This is a genomic window from Nocardioides glacieisoli (genome assembly GCF_004137245.1).
GTDB classification, from domain to species: Bacteria; Actinomycetota; Actinomycetes; order Propionibacteriales; family Nocardioidaceae; genus Nocardioides; species Nocardioides glacieisoli.
Genome location: NZ_SDWS01000001.1, coordinates 81,627 through 99,362 on the forward strand (window position 1 = coordinate 81,627; position 17,736 = coordinate 99,362).

14 protein-coding genes are annotated in these 17,736 nt (G+C 70.1%); 11 read left to right on the forward strand and 3 right to left on the reverse strand.

The window, feature by feature from the left end; genetic code table 11:
* Positions 1-156: 156 nt before the first annotated feature.
* Complete coding sequence (gene valS, locus EUA06_RS00430; protein WP_129473045.1) at positions 157-2,787, reverse strand: valine--tRNA ligase; 2,631 nt, start codon at positions 2,785-2,787, stop codon at positions 157-159.
* Positions 2,788-2,864: 77 nt separating this feature from the next.
* Between valS and EUA06_RS00435 the strand changes: the two genes are divergently transcribed.
* From EUA06_RS00435 to EUA06_RS00485, 11 genes are all read left to right on the forward strand, one after another.
* Entirely contained in the window at positions 2,865-3,782 is a 918-nt protein-coding gene (locus tag EUA06_RS00435; RefSeq protein WP_129473046.1) for a GNAT family N-acetyltransferase, read from the forward strand.
* Between the two features lie 9 nt (positions 3,783-3,791).
* Positions 3,792-4,790, forward strand: a complete 999-nt coding sequence (locus EUA06_RS00440; protein WP_129473047.1) for a hypothetical protein — start codon at positions 3,792-3,794, stop codon at positions 4,788-4,790.
* 25 nt (positions 4,791-4,815) lie between these two features.
* Positions 4,816-6,174 (forward strand): bifunctional folylpolyglutamate synthase/dihydrofolate synthase, encoded by a 1,359-nt coding sequence (locus EUA06_RS00445; protein ID WP_129473048.1) that lies wholly within the window; start codon positions 4,816-4,818, stop codon positions 6,172-6,174.
* Positions 6,171-6,578 carry a DUF4233 domain-containing protein gene (locus EUA06_RS00450; RefSeq protein WP_242497890.1) on the forward strand — a complete coding sequence of 136 codons (408 nt, stop codon included), beginning with the start codon at positions 6,171-6,173 and terminating at the stop codon, positions 6,576-6,578. The genes EUA06_RS00445 and EUA06_RS00450 overlap by 4 nt, the downstream gene beginning before the upstream one ends.
* Before the next feature lie 9 nt (positions 6,579-6,587).
* Positions 6,588-7,019 carry a nucleoside-diphosphate kinase gene (gene ndk / locus EUA06_RS00455; protein ID WP_129473049.1) on the forward strand — a complete coding sequence of 144 codons (432 nt, stop codon included), beginning with the start codon at positions 6,588-6,590 and terminating at the stop codon, positions 7,017-7,019.
* A 177-nt stretch (positions 7,020-7,196) separates the two neighbouring features.
* A complete protein-coding gene (locus tag EUA06_RS00460) occupies positions 7,197-8,225 on the forward strand; it encodes a rod shape-determining protein (RefSeq protein WP_129473050.1) in 1,029 nt (342 codons plus the stop codon).
* A complete protein-coding gene (gene mreC, locus EUA06_RS00465; RefSeq protein ID WP_129473051.1) occupies positions 8,225-9,163 on the forward strand; it encodes a rod shape-determining protein MreC in 939 nt (312 codons plus the stop codon). The genes EUA06_RS00460 and mreC overlap by 1 nt, the downstream gene beginning before the upstream one ends.
* Positions 9,160-9,672, forward strand: coding sequence for a rod shape-determining protein MreD (gene mreD, locus EUA06_RS00470; protein WP_129473052.1), 513 nt, complete (start codon positions 9,160-9,162; stop codon positions 9,670-9,672). Before mreC ends, mreD begins: the two co-directional genes overlap by 4 nt.
* Positions 9,669-11,795: a penicillin-binding protein 2 gene (gene mrdA, locus EUA06_RS00475; protein ID WP_242497891.1), complete on the forward strand. Its 2,127-nt coding sequence runs from the start codon at positions 9,669-9,671 to the stop codon at positions 11,793-11,795. The genes mreD and mrdA overlap by 4 nt, the downstream gene beginning before the upstream one ends.
* Before the next feature lie 4 nt (positions 11,796-11,799).
* Complete coding sequence (gene rodA / locus EUA06_RS00480) at positions 11,800-12,972, forward strand: rod shape-determining protein RodA (RefSeq protein WP_129473053.1); 1,173 nt, start codon at positions 11,800-11,802, stop codon at positions 12,970-12,972.
* A 95-nt stretch (positions 12,973-13,067) separates the two neighbouring features.
* Positions 13,068-15,029: a TIGR03960 family B12-binding radical SAM protein gene (locus tag EUA06_RS00485; RefSeq protein ID WP_129473054.1), complete on the forward strand. Its 1,962-nt coding sequence runs from the start codon at positions 13,068-13,070 to the stop codon at positions 15,027-15,029.
* Positions 15,030-15,089: 60 nt separating this feature from the next.
* On the opposite strand, the gene EUA06_RS00490 is transcribed toward EUA06_RS00485, so the two are convergent.
* Both EUA06_RS00490 and EUA06_RS00495 read right to left on the reverse strand, forming a co-directional pair.
* The gene (locus tag EUA06_RS00490; protein WP_129473055.1) at positions 15,090-16,310 is read right to left on the reverse strand and encodes a glycosyltransferase family 2 protein; all 1,221 of its coding nucleotides are present in this window, start codon (positions 16,308-16,310) and stop codon (positions 15,090-15,092) included.
* A complete protein-coding gene (locus EUA06_RS00495; protein WP_129473056.1) occupies positions 16,303-17,532 on the reverse strand; it encodes a glycosyltransferase domain-containing protein in 1,230 nt (409 codons plus the stop codon). Before EUA06_RS00495 ends, EUA06_RS00490 begins: the two co-directional genes overlap by 8 nt.
* Positions 17,533-17,736: the final 204 nt, after the last annotated feature.

Consider the following 17,736-nt stretch of genomic DNA (forward strand, 5'->3'; position numbering starts at 1 on the left):
GCGGTGGCCCAGCCACGTGCCGAGCGCAAGGCATGTGGCTGGAGCACCGCTCGACGCGGGTCGCACGCGGACACGCCGGGCCGGCGGTGCCCCAGCCACGTTCCGAGCGTCGGACATGTGGCTGGATCACCGCTCGACGCGAAGGTCGGGTGCGGGTCAGGTCGCGGGAGCGTCCTCGACGGGCGCGAGCTCGGCGGTGACGCGGAGCTCGTTCAACGAGTCGTCGGCGACGAAGTCGAGCGAGCCGACGACGTTCCCCACGGCGCGGAGGTCGTCCTCCGCCTCCCGGGCAGCCTCGACCAGCGCGGTCGGGCCGGTGATCTCCACGCGGGAGAGCGGGGCGCGCATCTTGGCCTTCGCCTGCGACTTCGCTCCGCGGATCCCGGTGAGGGCGGCCGCGACGGCGTCCAGGACCAGCGGCTGCGAGGCTGCCGCGGAGCCCAGGTCGGCGGCGGTCGGCCAGGCGGCGCGGTGGATCGAGCCCTCCTGCCACCACGACCAGACCTCCTCGGTCGCGTAGGGCAGGATCGGCGCGAGCAGGCGCAGCTGGACGTGCAGGGCGATGGCCAGCGTGGCGCGGGCCGAGTCGGTGCCGACCCCGCCGTCGGTGTCGTACGCACGCTCCTTGACCAGCTCGAGGTAGTCGTCGCAGAACTCCCAGAAGAACTTCTCGGTGACCTCGAGCGCGGTCGTGTAGTCGTACGCGTCGAACGCCTCGGTCGCCCGTCGGACCACGATCTCGAGCCGGCCCAGCAGGGCGCAGTCGACCGGGTTGCTGACGGCGGCCGGGCTGAGCGAGGTCGCGCCGACGTTGCCGAGGACGAACTTCGAGGCGTTGAGCACCTTCATCGCGAGCCGGCGCCCGACCTTCATCTGCGTCTCGTCGAAGGGCGAGTCCATGCCGGGGCGGCCGATGGCGGCGCGCCAGCGGACGGCGTCGGCGCCGTACTTCTCGAGGATGTCGGTCGGGACGACGACGTTGCCCTTGGACTTCGACATCTTCTTGCGGTCGGGGTCGACGATGAAGCCCGAGATCATCGCGTGCGACCAGGGCGCGACGCCGTTCTCGAAGTCGGCGCGGACGACACGGGAGAAGAGCCAGGTGCGGATGATGTCGTGTGCGTGGGTCGCGAGGTCGTAGGGGAAGACCCGCGAGAACAGGTCGTCGTCGACCTCCCACATGCCCGCGATGTGGGGCGTCAGCGACGACGTCGCCCACGTGTCCATCACGTCGGGGTCACCGACGAAGCCGCCGGGCTTGCCACGCTGGTCCTCGGTGTACCCGTGCGGCGCCTCGGTCGACGGATCGACCGGGAGCTGGTCCTCCGACGGCATGAGCGGGTGGTCGTGGTCGGGCTCGCCGTCGGCGTCGAGGGGGTACCAGACGGGGAACGGGATGCCGAAGAACCGCTGCCGCGAGATCAGCCAGTCGCCGTTGAGGCCGCCGACCCAGTTGTCGTAGCGGTGCTTCATGTGGGCGGGGATCCAGGTGATCTCCTCGCCGCGGACGAGCATCTCCTTGCGCAGCTGCGCGTCGCGGCCGCCGTTCTTGATGTACCACTGACGCGTGGCGACGATCTCGAGCGGCTTGTCGCCCTTCTCGAAGAAGTTTGCCATCCGCTGGGTGGGCTTGGGCTCGCCGTCGAGGTCGCCGGACTCGCGGAGCAGGGCGACCATCGCCTCGCGGGCGCTGAAGGTCGTCTTGCCCGCCATCTCGGCGTACGCCGTCGACGCGGCGTCGCTGCCGAGCCATTCGGGCGTCTCGCGGAGCAGTCGCCCGTCGCGGCCGACGACCGTGCGGACCGGGAGGCTGAGCTCGCGCCACCACATGACGTCGGTGAGGTCACCGAACGTGCAGCACATCGCGATGCCCGCGCCCTTGTCGGGCTCGGCGGCGGGGTGCGCGAGGACGGGGATCTCGACGCCGAAGACCGGAGAGGTGACCGTGGTCCCGAACAGGCCCTGGTAGCGCTCGTCGTCGGGGTGCGCGATCAGCGCGACGACGCTCGGGATCAGCTCCGGTCGCGTCGTCTCGATGTGGAGCGGCGAGCCGTCAGGCTTGTGGAACGCGACCCGGTGGTAGGCACCCGGGTAGTCGCGCGCCTCGAGCTCGGCCTGGGCGACGGCGGTCTGGAACGTGACGTCCCAGAGCGTCGGCGCCTCGGAGAGGTAGGCCTCGCCGCGCGCGTAGTTGCGCAGGAACGCGCGCTGGCTGACGGTGCGGGAGTGGTCGCCGATCGTCGTGTAGGTCGGGTTCCACTGGACCGAGAGGCCGAGCTGGCGCCAGAGCGCCTCGAAGGCCTTCTCGTCCTCGACGACGAGCTGCTCGCACAGCTCGATGAAGTTGGGCCGGCTGATCGGGACCTGCTTCTTGGGGTCCGGGTTCTCCGGGGGCGTGAAGTCGGCGTCGTACGGCAGCGTGGGGTCGCAGCGCACGCCGAAGTAGTTCTGGACGCGGCGCTCGGTCGGCAGGCCGTTGTCGTCCCAGCCGATCGGGTAGAAGACGGCCTTGCCCTGCATCCGCTGGTAGCGCGCGATCAGGTCGGTGTGGCTGTAGGAGTAGACGTGGCCGACGTGCAGCGACCCGCTGACGGTCGGCGGCGGCGTGTCGATGGAGTAGACGTTCTCCCGCGGCTGCGTGCGGTCGAAGGCATAGGTGTCGTTGTCAGCCCACGTGCGCGACCACTTGTCCTCGAGCCCCTCCAGCGCCGGACGCTCCGGTACGACGACGGCACGCGGATCGGTGCTCGTCGTCTCCGGGGCCTGGGTGCTGGGGTTCTCAGTCATGTGCTGAGTCTATGGACGGGCCTCCTGCCTGCGAAAACGAGTATCGACCGTGTCGCGGCCGTGGATAGCGTCCTGCCATGGAGCTCGAGTTCTTCACCGCCCCGCAGCCGTTCCTCGACGTCGCCGGCGACCTGCTCGCCGCGGAGCCCGTCCTGGGCAGCGTGATCGCCAGCGTCACCTCGCGGACGGCGCGCGAGATCGCGTCCGGGACCGACTCGTGGGCCGAGGTCGGCGCACCCTTCGAGCGGTGGTGGGTGGTCGTCCGCGACGACGCCGGCACGGTGGTGAGCGCGGCGATGCGGACGGCTCCGTTCAAGCCCTACCCGACCTTCGCGCTGCCGATGTCGGACGATGCGGCGTACGCCCTCGCGACGGCGTTGCACGAGCGCGGCGAGCACCTCGGCGGGGCCAACGGCGCCCTGCCTGGGGCCGAGGTGCTCGCCCGGGCGACCGCCGAGCTCGCCGGCGGCGAGATGGTGTCGGAGAAGGCGACCCGGCTCTGGGAGTGCACCTCGGTCGAGGTCCCGCCGGCGCCCGAGGGACGCCTGCGCCTCGCGACCGAGGACGACGCGGAGCTGGTGCTCGCGTGGTTCACCGCCTTCCACGCCGAGGCCGACGAGCAGGCCGGCCGTGAGCCCGACCCGGAGTCCGGGGAGCACAACACCCTCGACAGCGTCCTGATCCGGATCCGAGAGGGTGTCGAGTGGCTCTGGGAGCTGCCGGACGGCACCGTCGCGCACCTCACCGGCTCGGGGCTGCCGTCCTACGGGGTCGCCCGCATCGGCCCCGTCTACACGCCCCGGGAGCACCGCGGCGGCGGCATCGCGTCGTACGTCGTGGGCGAGCTGACGCGACGCGGGCTCGAGGCCGGGAACCGGATGTGCCTGTTCACCGACCAGGCGAACCCCACCTCGAACAAGATCTACGCCGGCCTCGGCTACGAGCCGGTCGTCGAGATGGCCGAGCACCTCGTCACCGTCCCCGTGAAGCCCTAGCCTCGTCGGATGCGCACGACCCTGCTCCTCACCCTGTCCCTCGTGGTCGCCGCCGTGGCGCTGCCGGCCGGGGCCGCCCCGCAGGTCGAGCGGCACGCGGCGCCGGTGCACGCGGTCGGCGGGTGCGCGCTGTTCCCGGCCGACAACCCGTGGAACCGGCGGATCGACGGTCGCCCGGTGTGGAAGCAGTCCCGCGCGATCGTGGCCGCGCAGGCGGCGGGGCACGACCTGCACCTCGACCTCGGCACGAGCGAGGAGTACTACGGCATCCCGGTCAACGTCGTCAACGAGGACCAGCCGCTGCTGCCGCTGCAGTTCGGCGTGGACGGCGAGGACTACGGCGACGAGAGCGACCGCGGGCCGGTGTTCGTCCCGGCCGACGCCGCGATCGAGGGCGGCAGCACCGCCGACCCCGACCCCGACTCCGGTGACCGGCACGTGATCACCGTGCGGCGGGGCACCTGCGACCTCGTCGAGCTGTACGCCGCCGAGCGGGTGCGTGACTCCTCCGGCAGGGTCGTCGCCTGGCGGGCCGCCGCGGCCGCCCGCTGGGACCTGTCGTCCAACCAGCTGCGACCGGCCCGCTGGACCTCGGCCGACGCCGCCGGCCTGCCGATCCTGCCCGGCCTGCTGTCCTACGATGAGGCGGCGTCCGGCCGGATCACCCATGCCCTGCGCTTCACCCTCCCGACTGCCCGCCACGCGTACACGTGGCCGGCCCGCCACTGCGGCCCGAGCGGCAACACGGCGCGGGACCTGCCGGCGTACGGCATGCGCTTCCGGTTGAAGAAGTCGTTCCCGACGGCCCGCTACTCGGGCGCGGCCAAGGCCGTCGTGGTCGCGATGAAGCGCTACGGGCTGGTCTACGCCGACCAGGGCTCGGCGATGTACGTCACCGGCACCGCGGACCCGCGCTGGGCCGACGCCCTCGACCAGTTCCGCGAGCACCCGCTCGACGGTCGTTCGCTCGAGGTCGTGAAGCCGTGGAAGCGGATCGTCCGCTGCTGACGGTGCCCCCTAGACTCGGTACGAGATGACTGATACCCAGCCTGAAGCCCGCCCAGCCCAGACCTTCGCCGAGGTCGAGGACGCCCTGCTGTCACGCTGGCCGGAGACCAAGCTCGAGCCGAGCCTGGACCGGATCCAGGCGTTCACCGAGCTGCTCGGGGAGCCGCAGCGCTCGTTCCGCACGGTGCACCTGACCGGCACCAACGGCAAGACCAGCACCAGTCGGATGATCGAGACGCTCCTGCGTGCCCTCGACCTCCGCACCGGCCGCTTCACCTCCCCGCACCTCGAGAAGATGAGCGAGCGGATCAGCGTCGACGGCGAGCCGCTCGACGACGAGGCCTTCGTCCGCGCGTTCAACGACGTCGCGGCGTACACGCACCTCGTCGATGCCGAGCAGGAGCACCCGCTGAGCTTCTTCGAGACGATCGTCGGGATGGCCTACGCCGCCTTCGCCGACGCGCCGGTCGACGTGGCCGTGGTCGAGGTCGGGATGGGCGGCGCGTGGGACGCGACCAACGTGGTCGACGCCGACGTCGCGGTGGTCCTGCCGATCGCCGTCGACCACGAGAAGTACCTCGGCAGCGACGCGGCCACGATCGCGGTCGAGAAGGCCGGGATCATCAAGCCCGGCTCGGTCGCGGTGCTCGCCGAGCAGACCCCGGAGGTCGCCGCCGTCCTGCTCGAGCGGGCCGCCGAGGTCGGCGCGACGGTCGCCCGCGAGGGCGTGGAGTTCGGCGTCATCAGCCGCACGCCCGCGGTCGGCGGCCAGATGGTGTCCCTCCAAGGCCTGCGCGGGGCGTACGACGACGTGTTCCTGCCGCTCTACGGCGCCCACCAGGCGCAGAACGCCGCCGTCGCCCTCGCCGCGGTCGAGTCGTTCGGCACCGGCCTGCTCGACGAGGACCTGGTCCGCGCCGCGTTCGCCGAGGTGACCTCGCCGGGCCGGCTCGAGATCATCCGCCGCAGCCCCACCATCGTGCTCGACGCGGCCCACAACCCGCACGGCGCCGAGGCGCTCGCAGCGGCGCTGGAGGACTCCTTCGCGTTCAGCCCGCTCGTCGGCGTGCTCGGCGTGATGGAGGACAAGGACCACGAGGGCCTGCTCAACGCCCTGGAGCCGGTGCTCTCCTACGTCGTCTGCACCCAGAACTCCACCCCGCGCTCGATGTCCGCCGCCGCCCTCGGCCGCGCCGCCGCGGAGGTCTTCGGTGAGGACCGGGTCAGCGTCGTGCCCGACCTCGCGGAGGCCATCGACCGCGCCGCCACGCTCGCCGAGGCGCAGGAGGCGATCGAGGTGTCGATCGGCTCGGGTGCCGTCCTCGTGACCGGCTCCGTCGTCACCGTGGGTGAGGCGCGCGCGATGCTCAAGGGCCGCCAGTGAGCGAGACGCCCGCGCCCGACGCTCCTGCCAACACCGAGCGCTCTCCGCGCCGCGGCATGTGCGCCGCCGTGCTCAGCCTCGAGGCGATCGCGCTCGGACTCACGGCCCCGGTGATGATCACCATCGCCGACGTCGACACCAGCACGGCGCTGTCGGTCGGGCTCGGCCTGGCCGTGGTCTGCCTGCTGCTCGCCGGCATGCTCCGCGCGGAGTGGGCCTACCTCGCCGGGTACGTCGTGCAGGTCGCGGCCATCGCGCTCGGCTTCGTCGTCCCGGTGATGTTCGGCCTGGGCGCGATCTTCGCCGCGCTCTGGGCGGGCGCCGACCTGCTCGGCCGCAAGATCGAGCGCGAGCGCGCCGAGGCCTGGGCGGCCTGGCGCGCCGACCAGTCCGACGCTGGCTAGGCTTCCGGCATGACCGACCCCCAGCGCTCCCTCGTCCTCGTCAAGCCCGACGGTGTACGCCGCGGCCTCTCGGGCGAGATCCTGCGCCGGATCGAGGGCAAGGGCTACACGCTCGCCGCCGTCGAGCTGCGCAGCGCGACCCCCGAGATCCTCGCCGCCCACTACGCCGAGCACGAGGGCAAGCCGTTCTACGGCCCGCTCGTCGAGTTCATGCTCTCCGGTCCGGTGCTCGCCGTGGTCATCGAGGGCGAGCGGTGCATCGAGGGCTTCCGCTCCCTCGCGGGCGCCACCGACCCCACCGTCGCCGCCCCCGGCACCATCCGCGGCGACCTCGGTCGTGACTGGGGCCTCGCCGTCCAGCAGAACCTCGTGCACGGCTCGGACTCCGAGGAGTCCGCCGCCCGCGAGATCGGGATCTGGTTTCCCGAGCTCAGCGCGTAGCCGCGAGCTCGCTCGCGCGCTACGCGCTGAGCGAGGCATCTTTCACCTCCGCCCCACGCGCCTCGCGCGTGTCCTGCCGGGAACACCGAGCCGCGCTCCTTAACCTGAGCGTGGGTCGGAGCCAGCGCTGACCCCTCTTCCCGGAGCACCACCCGACCTGCAGGGGCAGCAGCGGCAATGGCACACAACCTGATCGGCCGAGACATGGCCGTCGACCTCGGCACTGCCAACACGCTGGTCTACGTCCGCGGCAAGGGGATCGTGCTCGACGAGCCGTCCGTCGTGGCGATGAACACGACCACCGGCGAGGTGCTCGCCGTGGGCCACGAGGCGAAGCGGATGATCGGGCGCACGCCCGACAACATCGCCGCCATCCGGCCGCTCAAGGACGGCGTGATCGCCGACTTCGAGGCGACGGAGCAGATGCTGCGCTACTTCATCCACCAGGTGCACCGCCGCCGTTACTTCGCCAAGCCCCGCATGGTGATCTGCGTGCCGAGCGGGATCACCGCGGTCGAGCAGCGCGCGGTCAAGGAGGCCGGCTACCAGGCCGGCGCCCGCAAGGTCTACATCGTCGAGGAGCCGATGGCTGCCGCGATCGGCGCCGGGCTCCCCGTCCACGAGGCCACCGGCAACATGGTCGTCGACGTCGGCGGCGGCACCACCGAGGTCGCCGTGATCAGCCTCGGCGGCATCGTCACCAGCATGTCGGTCCGCACCGCGGGTGACGACCTCGACCAGGCGATCATCGCGTGGATGAAGAAGGAGTACTCCCTCATGCTGGGGGAGCGCACCGCCGAGGAGATGAAGATGACCCTCGGGTCGGCCTTCCCCCTCCCGAGCGAGCCCGACGCCGAGGTCCGCGGCCGCGACATGGTCTCCGGCCTGCCGCGCACGGTCGTCGTGTCGAGCTCCGAGCTGCGCCAGGCCCTCGAGGAGCCGCTCCACAACATCATCGACGCCGTCCGCAGCACCCTCGACCAGACCCCGCCCGAGCTGGCCGGCGACATCATGGACCGCGGCATCGTCCTCACCGGCGGCGGCGCGATGCTGCGCGGCCTCGACGAGCGGCTGCGCCACGAGACCGGCATGCCCGTCCACGTCGCGGAGGACCCGCTGTCCTCGGTGGCCTACGGCGCGGGCAAGTGCGTGGAGGAGTTCGAGGCCCTCCAGCAGGTGCTGGTCTCGGACGTGAGGCGCTTCTGATGGGTGCCTTCGGGGGACACGACGGCCGGGAGCGACGCTGGACCGGCCTCGACAAGCTCGAGTCGCGCAACCGCGCGCCGCGCTCGCTGCTGGTCGCGCTGGTGCTCGCCAGCGTCACCCTCGTGACCCTGGACGTCTCCGGCGGCGCGAGCTCGCCGCTCGAGCCGGCCCGCCGTGCCGTCGGCGAAGCGTTCGGGCCCGCCGAGTCGGCCGCCGCTGCCGCCGTGCGGCCCTTCACCTCCGTGCCCGCCTGGTTCCGCAGCAAGGGCGACCTCGCCGACGAGGTGCGCGACCTGGAGGCCAGCAACGCCGACCTGAGGAGCCAGGTCGAGCTCGCCGGCTTCGACCGCAACCGCCTCGAGCAGTACGACGGCCTCACCACCGCCGCGGCCGACCTGGGCTCGGCCCTCGTGCCCGCCCGCGTGGTGGCCGTCGGCTCACGCCAGTCGCAGAGCTTCACGGTCACCATCGACGCGGGCTCCGCGGCCGGCGTCGGCCCGGACATGACCGTCGTCAACAACGACGGCCTGGTCGGTCGCGTCCTGCGCGTCACGCGCAGCACCGCGACCGTCCTGCTGATCGTCGATCCCGACTCGACGGTCGGCGGTCGCGTCGGCTCGAGCATGGAGATCGGCTTCGTCAACGGCAGCGGCTCGCTGCGCCAGGAGGCGGGCCTCGACCTGCGCCTGGTCGACGACGCCACCGTCCCGGCGCGCGACGACACCGTCGTGACGTGGGGGAGCACCAGCGGCCCCTACGAGCCGGGCGTGCCGATCGGCAGGATCACCGAGGTCTACAGCTCGCTGCGCGAGGCGTCCCAGCGTGCCGTCGTCGAGCCGTTCGTCGACTTCTCATCCCTCGACGTGGTCGGGGTGATGGTGCCGAGCGGCTCGACGAGCGACCGCGCCCTGGTCGAGGCGGACGGGACGCTGCGATGACGTACCTCCGCTGGCTCGCCGCGATCGCCGCCGTCGTGGTCGCCCTCGTCGTGCAGGTCTCGCTCTTCCCGCACCTCGCGTGGCACGGCATCGTGCCCAACATCTGCCTGCTCGTCGTCGTGGCCGCCGCCCTCACGGTCGAGGCACCCTTCGCGCTGGTGCTCGGGTTCGTCGCCGGCCTGACCCTCGACCTCGCACCCCCGGCCGACCACGTCGCCGGCCGCTGGGCACTGGCCTTCACGATCGCCGCCTTCCTGGCCGCGCGGGTGCGGCAGGACCAGAAGCCGAGCGCGATGGCCGTGGTAGGCACCGTCGCCGCGGCGTCGTTCGTCGCGACCTCGTTCTTCGCGCTGTCCGGGATCCTCCTCGACGACCCCGGCATGTCGGTCGCGGGCCTCCTCGAGGTGGTCCTGGTCGCCGTCGTGTGGGACGTGCTGCTGACGCCCTTCGTGCTGCCGCCGCTGATGAGGCTCTTCACGCGACTGAGCCCGCAGTGGGCGACGACGTGAGCACGGGCTCCCGGGCCGCGACCAACAGGAGCCGCATGCGGCTCGTCGTCGTGCAGGCCCTGGCGTTCGCACTCTTCTCGACGCTCTTCGTCCGGCTCTACTACCTCCAGGTCATCGGCGGCGAGGGCTACCAGGCGCAGGCCGCCAACCAGTCCGTGCGTGACATCGTCGTCCAGCCCCAGCGCGGCCTCATCGTCGACAGCCAGGGCCGGCCGCTGGTCGCCAACCGCACCTCGTGGGTGATCTCGGTCGACCGCACCCTCCTCGGCAAGCTCGAGGAGGACCAGCGCACCGAGCTCGTCCGCCGGGTCGCCGTGGCGGTCGAGTCGACGCCCGAGGACGTCGAGGCGCGCCTGGTCACCTGCGGTGACCCGGGCAGCGTGCGCGGCACCTGCTGGAACGGCTCGCCCTACCAGCCGGTCCCTGTCGCGTCCGACGTGTCCAAGGACGTCGCCCTGCGGGTGCTCGAGCAGCCCGAGGACTACCCGGGCGTCCTCGCCGAGCAGCAGAGCGTCCGCTCCTACCCGCGCCCCTACGGCATCAACCTGGCCCACGTCCTGGGCTACCTGAGCCCGGTCACCGAGGACGAGTACGACCTCGCCGCCGAGCGCGACGACCGCTCGCTCAACGGCGCGTCCGTCGTCGGTCGCGCGGGCGTCGAGAAGCAGTACGACGAGTGGCTGCGCGGGCTGCCCGGTTACCGCCGCGTCGCCGTCGACTCCATGGGTCGCGTGCTCGGCGACGACTCGGTGGTCGAGAGCACGCCCGGCGACACGCTCGTGACGTCGATCGACGCCAAGGTGCAGTCGGTCGTCGAGAAGCAGCTCGCCGCGCGGATCGCCTACCAGCGCACTCAGGTCGACCCCGTGACCGGACGCAAGTACGCCGCCGACTCGGGCGCCGCAGTGGTCCTCGACGCGAAGACCGGCCGCGTCATCGCGATGGCCAGCCAGCCGACGTACGACCCCGACGTCTGGACCGGCGGCATCAGCGAGGACCAGCTCGCTCACCTCTACTCCGAGAAGGCCGGCACCCCGCTCCTGTCGCGCGCCACCCAGGGCCAGTTCGCCCCCGGCTCGACGTGGAAGCCGTTCATGACCGCGGGCGCACTGACCAACGGCTACTCGATGGACACGACGCTGCCGTGCTCGTCGGGGTTCCAGGTCGGCAACCGGGTGTTCAAGAACTACGAGTCCGGCGCCTACGGCGACATCGGCTTCGCCAAGGCGCTCGAGGTCTCGTGCAACACGTTCTTCTACCGGATCGGCTTCAACTTCTGGCAGAAGTTCGGCAGCGACCCCGCCGATGTCGGTGCCAGGGACCCGCTGGTCGAGGAGGCCAAGGAGTTCGGTTTCGGCTCGCGCACCGGCATCGACCTGCCCGGCGAGGCTCCCGGCCGCATCGCCGACCGCCAGTGGAAGCTCGACTACTACGAGTCGCAGAAGGACTACTACTGCGACCTCAGCGCCAAGCCGCAGACGAAGGAGACCAGCGACTTCGTCTACAAGTTCGCCTACGAGTTCTGCCTCGAGGGCAACCTCTACCGGGCCGGCGACGCCGTGAACTTCTCCATCGGCCAGGGCGACACGATCGTCACGCCGCTCCAGCTCGCCCGGGCGTACGCCGCCCTCAGCAACGGCGGCACGCTCTGGGCGCCCACCGTGGCCAAGGCACTGGTCAGCCCCGACGGCACCGTGCTGCGCCGGATGGCGCCGCGCAAGGTCGCCCAGGTCGACGTGCCGAAGAAGTACCTCGACTACATCGACAGCGCGCTGCAGAACGTGGCAACCGTGGGCACGATGGCCTGGAAGCTCGTCGGGTTCCCGCTCGACGACGTCACGATCCGCGCGAAGACCGGCTCGGCCGAGGTCTACGGCAAGCAGACGACCGGCTGGGTCGCGTCCTACACGGAGGACTACGTCGTGGTGATGATGATCAGCCAGGCCGGCACGGGCTCCGGCTCCACCGGCGACGGGATCCGAGCGATCTGGGAGGCGTTGTACGGCGTCGAGGGCGAGACCGTGCGACCCACGCGTGCAGCGACCCCCGGCACGATCCCGGCCGAGCGGCTGCCGCAGTTCCTCGACGACGGCTCGATCATGCCGCCGAAGGTGGGTGAGTGAACCGATGACCGTCACCTCCTCCCGCCCGGGACGCGCACCCCAGGCACCGCTCGCGCTGCGTGCCCCGGGCCTCGACTGGCTGCTGATGTTCGCCTCGCTCGCCCTCATCACGATGGGGACGCTGCTCGTCTGGTCGGCGACGTCCACGCGCGCCGACCTCACCGGCGGCGACCCCAACACCTATCTCCGCAAGCAGCTCGTCAACATCGCGATCGGCCTCGTGCTGATGGTCTCGGTGATGGCCACCGACCACCGCTGGGTGCGCATCCTCGCCCCGCTGGCCTACGTCGCCAGCGTGGGCGGCCTCGTCATGGTGCTGGTCGCCGGGAGCACCATCAACGGCTCGCGCTCGTGGCTCCAGGTCGGCGGGATGTCCATCCAGCCGTCGGAGTTCGCCAAGCTCGCCGTGGTGATCGGGATGGCCCTCGTCGTGGCCGAGCGCACCGAGCGGCGCTGGGGCAGGGGAGTGGGCAGCCTCGAGGTGGTCGGGATGCTCCTGATCGCCGCCGTCCCCGCGGTGCTGATCCTGCTGCAGCCCGACCTCGGCACGATGCTCGTGCTGGCCGCGACCGTCTTCGGGGTCCTCGCGGTCGCCGGCGCGGGCCGGACCTGGCTGGCAGGGCTGACCCTCGGCGCGGTCGTCGGCGCGATCGCGGCGGTCTCCGCGGGCGTGCTCAAGCCCTACCAGGTCGACCGGTTCCTCGCCTTCATGGACCCCACGCTCGACCCGCGCGGCGCCGGCTACAACGTCGAGCAGGCGCGCATCGCGGTCGGCAACGGCGGCCTGCTCGGCCAGGGACTGTTCGAGGGCTCGCAGACCCGGTCGGGGTTCGTCCCCGAGCAGCACACCGACTTCATCTTCACCGTCGCCGGTGAGGAGCTCGGCCTGGTCGGCGCGGGCATCCTGATCCTGCTGCTCGCCGTGGTGATCTGGCGGGCGCTCGCGATCTCCGCCGACGCCGGCGACCTCTTCGGGCGGGTGGCGGCGGCCGGCATCGCCTGCTGGTTCGGCTTCCAGGCATTCCAGAACATCGGCATGTGCCTGGGCATCATGCCCGTCACGGGCGTCCCGCTGCCGTTCGTGTCCTACGGCGGCAGCTCGCTCTTCGCCGGCATGCTCGCGCTCGGCCTGCTCCAGAACATCCACCTGAGGTCGACGGCCGCCGCGCGCCGCTGAGCCTCGGCTCGAGGATCGTTGAGTAGGCGGCGCCCGCGCGCCCGACGTACCCTTGGCGGTCGGCCCTTCCCCTATCCACACGAGGTGTCCTGCCCATGTCCGTCGCGTCGGTCTTCCCGCGCCTGGAGTCCAGGCTCCCCTCGGTGCAGAAGCCCATCCAGTACGTCGGTGGTGAGCTCAACTCGGTCGTCAAGGACTGGGACTGCGCACTCGAGGGTCCGACCGTGCGCTGGGCACTCATGTACCCCGACGCCTACGAGGTCGGCCTGCCCAACCAGGGCGTCCAGATCCTCTACGAGGTGCTCAACGAGCGCGACTGGATCCTGGCCGAGCGCACCTACTCGGTGTGGCCCGACATGGAGCAGGTCATGCGCACGGGCGACGAGCACGGCCCGATCCCGCAGTTCACCGTCGACAGCCACCGCCCCGTCGGCGCCTTCGACCTCTTCGGCCTGAGCTTCTCCACCGAGCTCGGCTACACCAACATGCTCAACGCCCTCGACCTCGCCGGGATCCCGCTCCACGCGGCCGACCGCGGCGACGACGACCCGATCGTGATCGCCGGCGGCCACGCCGCCTTCAACCCCGAGCCCATCGCCGACTTCGTCGATGCCGCCGTCCTCGGTGACGGCGAGGAGGTCGTGCTCGCGATCTCCGAGGTCGTCCGCGAGTGGAAGACCGAGGGCGAGCCGGGCGGGCGCGACGAGCTGCTGCGTCGCCTCGCGGTGACCGGCAACATCTACGTCCCGCGGTTCTACGACGTGGCCTACGCCGCCGACGGCTCGATCGAGGCCGTCGTCCCCAACCGTCCGGGCATCCCCTTCCGGGTCCGCAAGCACACGCTGATGGACCTCGACCAGTGGCCCTACCCGGCCAACCCGCTGGTGCCGCTCGCCGAGACCGTCCACGAGCGCTTCTCCGTCGAGATCTTCCGCGGCTGCACGCGCGGCTGCCGGTTCTGCCAGGCCGGCATGATCACCCGCCCGGTGCGCGAGCGCTCGCTCGAGACGATCGGCGCGATGGTCGAGAACGGCATCCGGAAGACCGGCTTCGAGGAGGTCGGCCTGCTGTCGCTCTCCAGCGCCGACCACACCGAGATCGCCGACGTCGCGAAGGGCCTCGCCGACCGCTACGAGGGCTCCAACGTCTCCCTCTCGCTGCCCAGCACGCGCGTCGACGCCTTCAACATCACCCTCGCCAACGAGTTCTCCCGCAACGGCCGCCGCTCGGGCCTGACCTTCGCCCCCGAGGGCGGATCGGAGCGGATGCGCAAGGTGATCAACAAGATGGTGAGCGAGGAGGACCTGATCCGCACCGTCGCGACGGCGTACTCCCACGGCTGGCGCCAGGTGAAGCTCTACTTCATGGTCGGCCTGCCCACCGAGACCGACGAGGACGTGCTGCAGGTCGCTGACCTCGCCAAGCGCGTGATCGCGAAGGGACGCGAGGTCACCGGTCGCAACGACATCCGCTGCACCGTGTCGATCGGTGGCTTCGTGCCGAAGCCGCACACGCCGTTCCAGTGGGCCGCGCAGCTCGACCACGACACCACCGACGACCGGCTCAAGAAGCTGCGCGACGTCGTGCGCGACGACAAGAAGTTCGCCCGCGCGATCGGCTTCCGCTACCACGACGGCAAGCCCGGGATCGTCGAGGGACTGCTGTCCCGCGGCGACCGCCGGGTCGGTCGCGTGATCGAGGAGGTGTGGCGCGACGGCGGCCGCTTCGACGGGTGGAGCGAGCACTTCTCCTACGACCGCTGGATGGCGGCCGCCGAGCGCGGGCTGGACGGCACCGGCGTCGACGTCGACTGGTACACGATCCGCGAGCGCGACTACGACGAGGTGCTGCCCTGGGAGCACCTCGACTCCGGCCTCGACAAGGACTGGCTGTGGGGTGACTGGGAGGACGCCCTCGCGGCCGCCGACGGCGCCGACATCGAGATCGAGGACTGTCGCTGGACGCCCTGCTACGACTGCGGCGTGTGCCCGGAGATGCAGACCGAGATCCAGATCGGACCCACCGGCCAGAAGCTGCTCCCGCTGTCGGTCGTCTGACCAACACGTGCGCCACGTGCTTTCCGTGTCCCGCGACACCGAGGGCGATGCACGACCGGTTCAGCGATCGAGCGACTCTCTGGTGTGATCCGCGTGCGGAGCGGATGAGTAGGTCACGCCCAACTCACGAGTCAGCTGTGACAGGCCCTGCTCACTCTGTGCTGACACGAAATGATGCACCACGGACTCGGCACAGCCGAGCAGAACCATCTCGCACACCACGCGATCCCGGCTCGCTCGCGAGTCCACCGTTTGGGAGCTGGGCGTGAAGCACCACTCGTCCTCGCGAACCAACGACTCGTCTTCATCGGTCAGGTTGACGTGCGTGTACTCGTCGTCGAGGTCCCGTACGACGATCTTGCGCACAGCAAGTTCCGCACCGGACCACCCACTTCTGATGCGGGATGCATTCTGCTTTATCAACGCTGCCCCTAACGAGCTCTCCCACATGGCAACGTCTGCTCCGAGCCGAGGGTAACGCTGCCACAGGACGACCTCCGACGACTCGACGAGTTGTTTACGTCGATCGAGGCCGAACGACTGAGAGCGAAGATGCTTGACCAGTACGTGTGGCGCGACCAGATTCGACCAGCCGGCGCGAATAGCTCTCTGGGAGTAGTCGACCTCCTCGCCATAGCCAATGGGAAACCCGTCCGTATCGAAGAATCCCAGCTCTTCAATGAGCGCCCGGCGGATGTACATGCAGAATCCGTGGGCTGATGGAACTTCTTGGCTCCATACGCGCATCCCACGACTCATCAACCTGGCGCTGTCACACCACTGTCGGCGTGGGTACCAGTCGTTCCGCTGATGACGGAAAGGCACGCTGTTGGCGGCAGCATCGTTCGATACCGCGGAGACCGTCCCGACGCCTGACTGGCTGTACGCAGTCCATGACAATCGCTGGAGCCACATCGGTGGGACAACTGTGTCGCTGTTCAGCAGTACAACGTCGTCATCGTCTGCCAGACGGAGTCCATGATTCGCCGTTTGGGTGTAGCCCAGACAGATCTCATGCCGGATGAGCTCCACCTTGCCGTCCCCGTCGAATCCATCAACGATGCGGCGAGTGACCGGGTCCCGCCCGGCGTCATCAATGATGATGATGCGGTGCGCGGTCGGGGAATTGTCAAGCACTGACTGAATGCAGGAGCGAACGGCCTCCCCGCCATCATGCACGGTGATCACCACCGAGACCCGGGGCCTCGCTGACGCCATGCGGACGGCTACGTTCCGCGGATCAACGTCGCGGTAGCGCACGAACGGAAACTGCTCAGCCATGCGAGCGTGCCCGAGCCGTGGCTGCGACGCGTTTGCCTGCGCTCATCACTCTACGGGCGTGAGCTCTCAAGGGACGGGACGTGACGTCTGGCTGGGGTGCCGCGCGCCGATCGAGAACGACGACCCGGCGCCGAAGCTGCTCAACGCGCTTGTTGAGGGTGACGACCCGACGTCGCAGCCTCTCTACGCGTTCGTTGAGCTTTGCGACACGTGCCTTGGACCTGGCGAGCGCGGCGCTTGCCTCTGCTAGGCGTCGCCCCTCGTCCGCGTACAGGGCCTCGAGCTCCCTCTTGCGGCCCTCCTCGTGAATGTAGAGGGCCTCGAACTCTCTGGCGTGGGTCCGCTCGGCTTCGATCAGGCTGTCGCGTCGCGCCGCCGAGATGGCGTGCGCCTCGAGTAGGTCGTTGTGTTCGCCCTCAATGGCACGCAGACGAGCGAGTGGTGCTCGAACGGACTGCTCGAACGCCCTCAAACGGGTGCTGTCCTGTCGGTTCAGCGCATCTGACTCCAGCGGAACTGTGTGCCACTCGGAGTCGCGGTTGTCAATCGTCAAGCGTCGGACGTTCAGCCCTGTGCCGTGTAATGCGGTGTTGACCGACAGCTGGTCCCGTCGCGAATAGCGACACACGTGCGCCGCCCACGTCGACATCGCGACCATCATCCGCTTGCTGTGGCGCCGAGCCATCAACCCGGTCCACAGCGCACGTTCGTCAAGAACCTCGGGCAACGTCTCGGCGTAGTGAATGAGCTGCTCGTTGACCCGCGCGGGGTCGTCGGCCCCGGCTTCCACGACCGCGCTGAACTCATCGATCAAGCGGTCGCGGAGGCTGTGCTCGAACAGCGCAAGATCGGATTGCGGTGCTTCGAGAAGCGAATCCAGAACTGTCCTCGGATCGGTTTTGAGCACCACCGTGTTGTCCACCCAGAGGGACCGGTCATAATCCCGCCAGATCGACTCCTCGCCATATGTTTTGATCCACCGCGCACTGCGGATGGGGTCCATCGGAAACAGCGGCTCGACCAACTCCACTCGCCACGTGCTGCTCGTCAAGCTCGGATCGTTGGTGAAACAGATGAAGTCGGTGCGCGAATTCAGTGCAACTTCTGCCTCGATGAGTGACTCGCGCCCGGCGAAGAGCGCGGTATACACGACGTCGACCGGACCACCCTCCGATGTCGTTTCCTTCTCACTGTTCCCGGGCGCCTTCACGGAATCGGGCATGTCGTTTCCACCGTCTCGATGCGTAAGCCCCCCTCATGGGGAAAGAAGTCCGTCTGACTTTACCTGCCGTGTCCCCGTTGCTCGGCAACACCCCGAGCGCTCAGGCCGATCCACGACCAGCTCAGTTTCGCGCCTGTCTTCGATGACCCGAACCTGGTGTCGCCGGCCGGGCTGGTGCGGGCCCGCGGCTGGCTGAAGCGGCAG

Coding starts and splice junctions, on each gene's coding strand:
- EUA06_RS00440 (WP_129473047.1), top strand. CDS start 3,792: ATGCGCACGACCCTGCTCCTCACCCTGTCCCTCGTGGTCGCCGCCGTG.
- mreC (WP_129473051.1), top strand. CDS start 8,225: ATGGGTGCCTTCGGGGGACACGACGGCCGGGAGCGACGCTGGACCGGC.
- rodA (WP_129473053.1), top strand. CDS start 11,800: ATGACCGTCACCTCCTCCCGCCCGGGACGCGCACCCCAGGCACCGCTC.
- valS (WP_129473045.1), bottom strand. CDS start 2,787: ATGACTGAGAACCCCAGCACCCAGGCCCCGGAGACGACGAGCACCGAT.
- EUA06_RS00485 (WP_129473054.1), top strand. CDS start 13,068: ATGTCCGTCGCGTCGGTCTTCCCGCGCCTGGAGTCCAGGCTCCCCTCG.
- EUA06_RS00460 (WP_129473050.1), top strand. CDS start 7,197: ATGGCACACAACCTGATCGGCCGAGACATGGCCGTCGACCTCGGCACT.
- EUA06_RS00490 (WP_129473055.1), bottom strand. CDS start 16,310: ATGGCTGAGCAGTTTCCGTTCGTGCGCTACCGCGACGTTGATCCGCGG.
- EUA06_RS00445 (WP_129473048.1), top strand. CDS start 4,816: ATGACTGATACCCAGCCTGAAGCCCGCCCAGCCCAGACCTTCGCCGAG.
- EUA06_RS00495 (WP_129473056.1), bottom strand. CDS start 17,532: ATGCCCGATTCCGTGAAGGCGCCCGGGAACAGTGAGAAGGAAACGACA.
- ndk (WP_129473049.1), top strand. CDS start 6,588: ATGACCGACCCCCAGCGCTCCCTCGTCCTCGTCAAGCCCGACGGTGTA.
- EUA06_RS00435 (WP_129473046.1), top strand. CDS start 2,865: ATGGAGCTCGAGTTCTTCACCGCCCCGCAGCCGTTCCTCGACGTCGCC.
- mreD (WP_129473052.1), top strand. CDS start 9,160: ATGACGTACCTCCGCTGGCTCGCCGCGATCGCCGCCGTCGTGGTCGCC.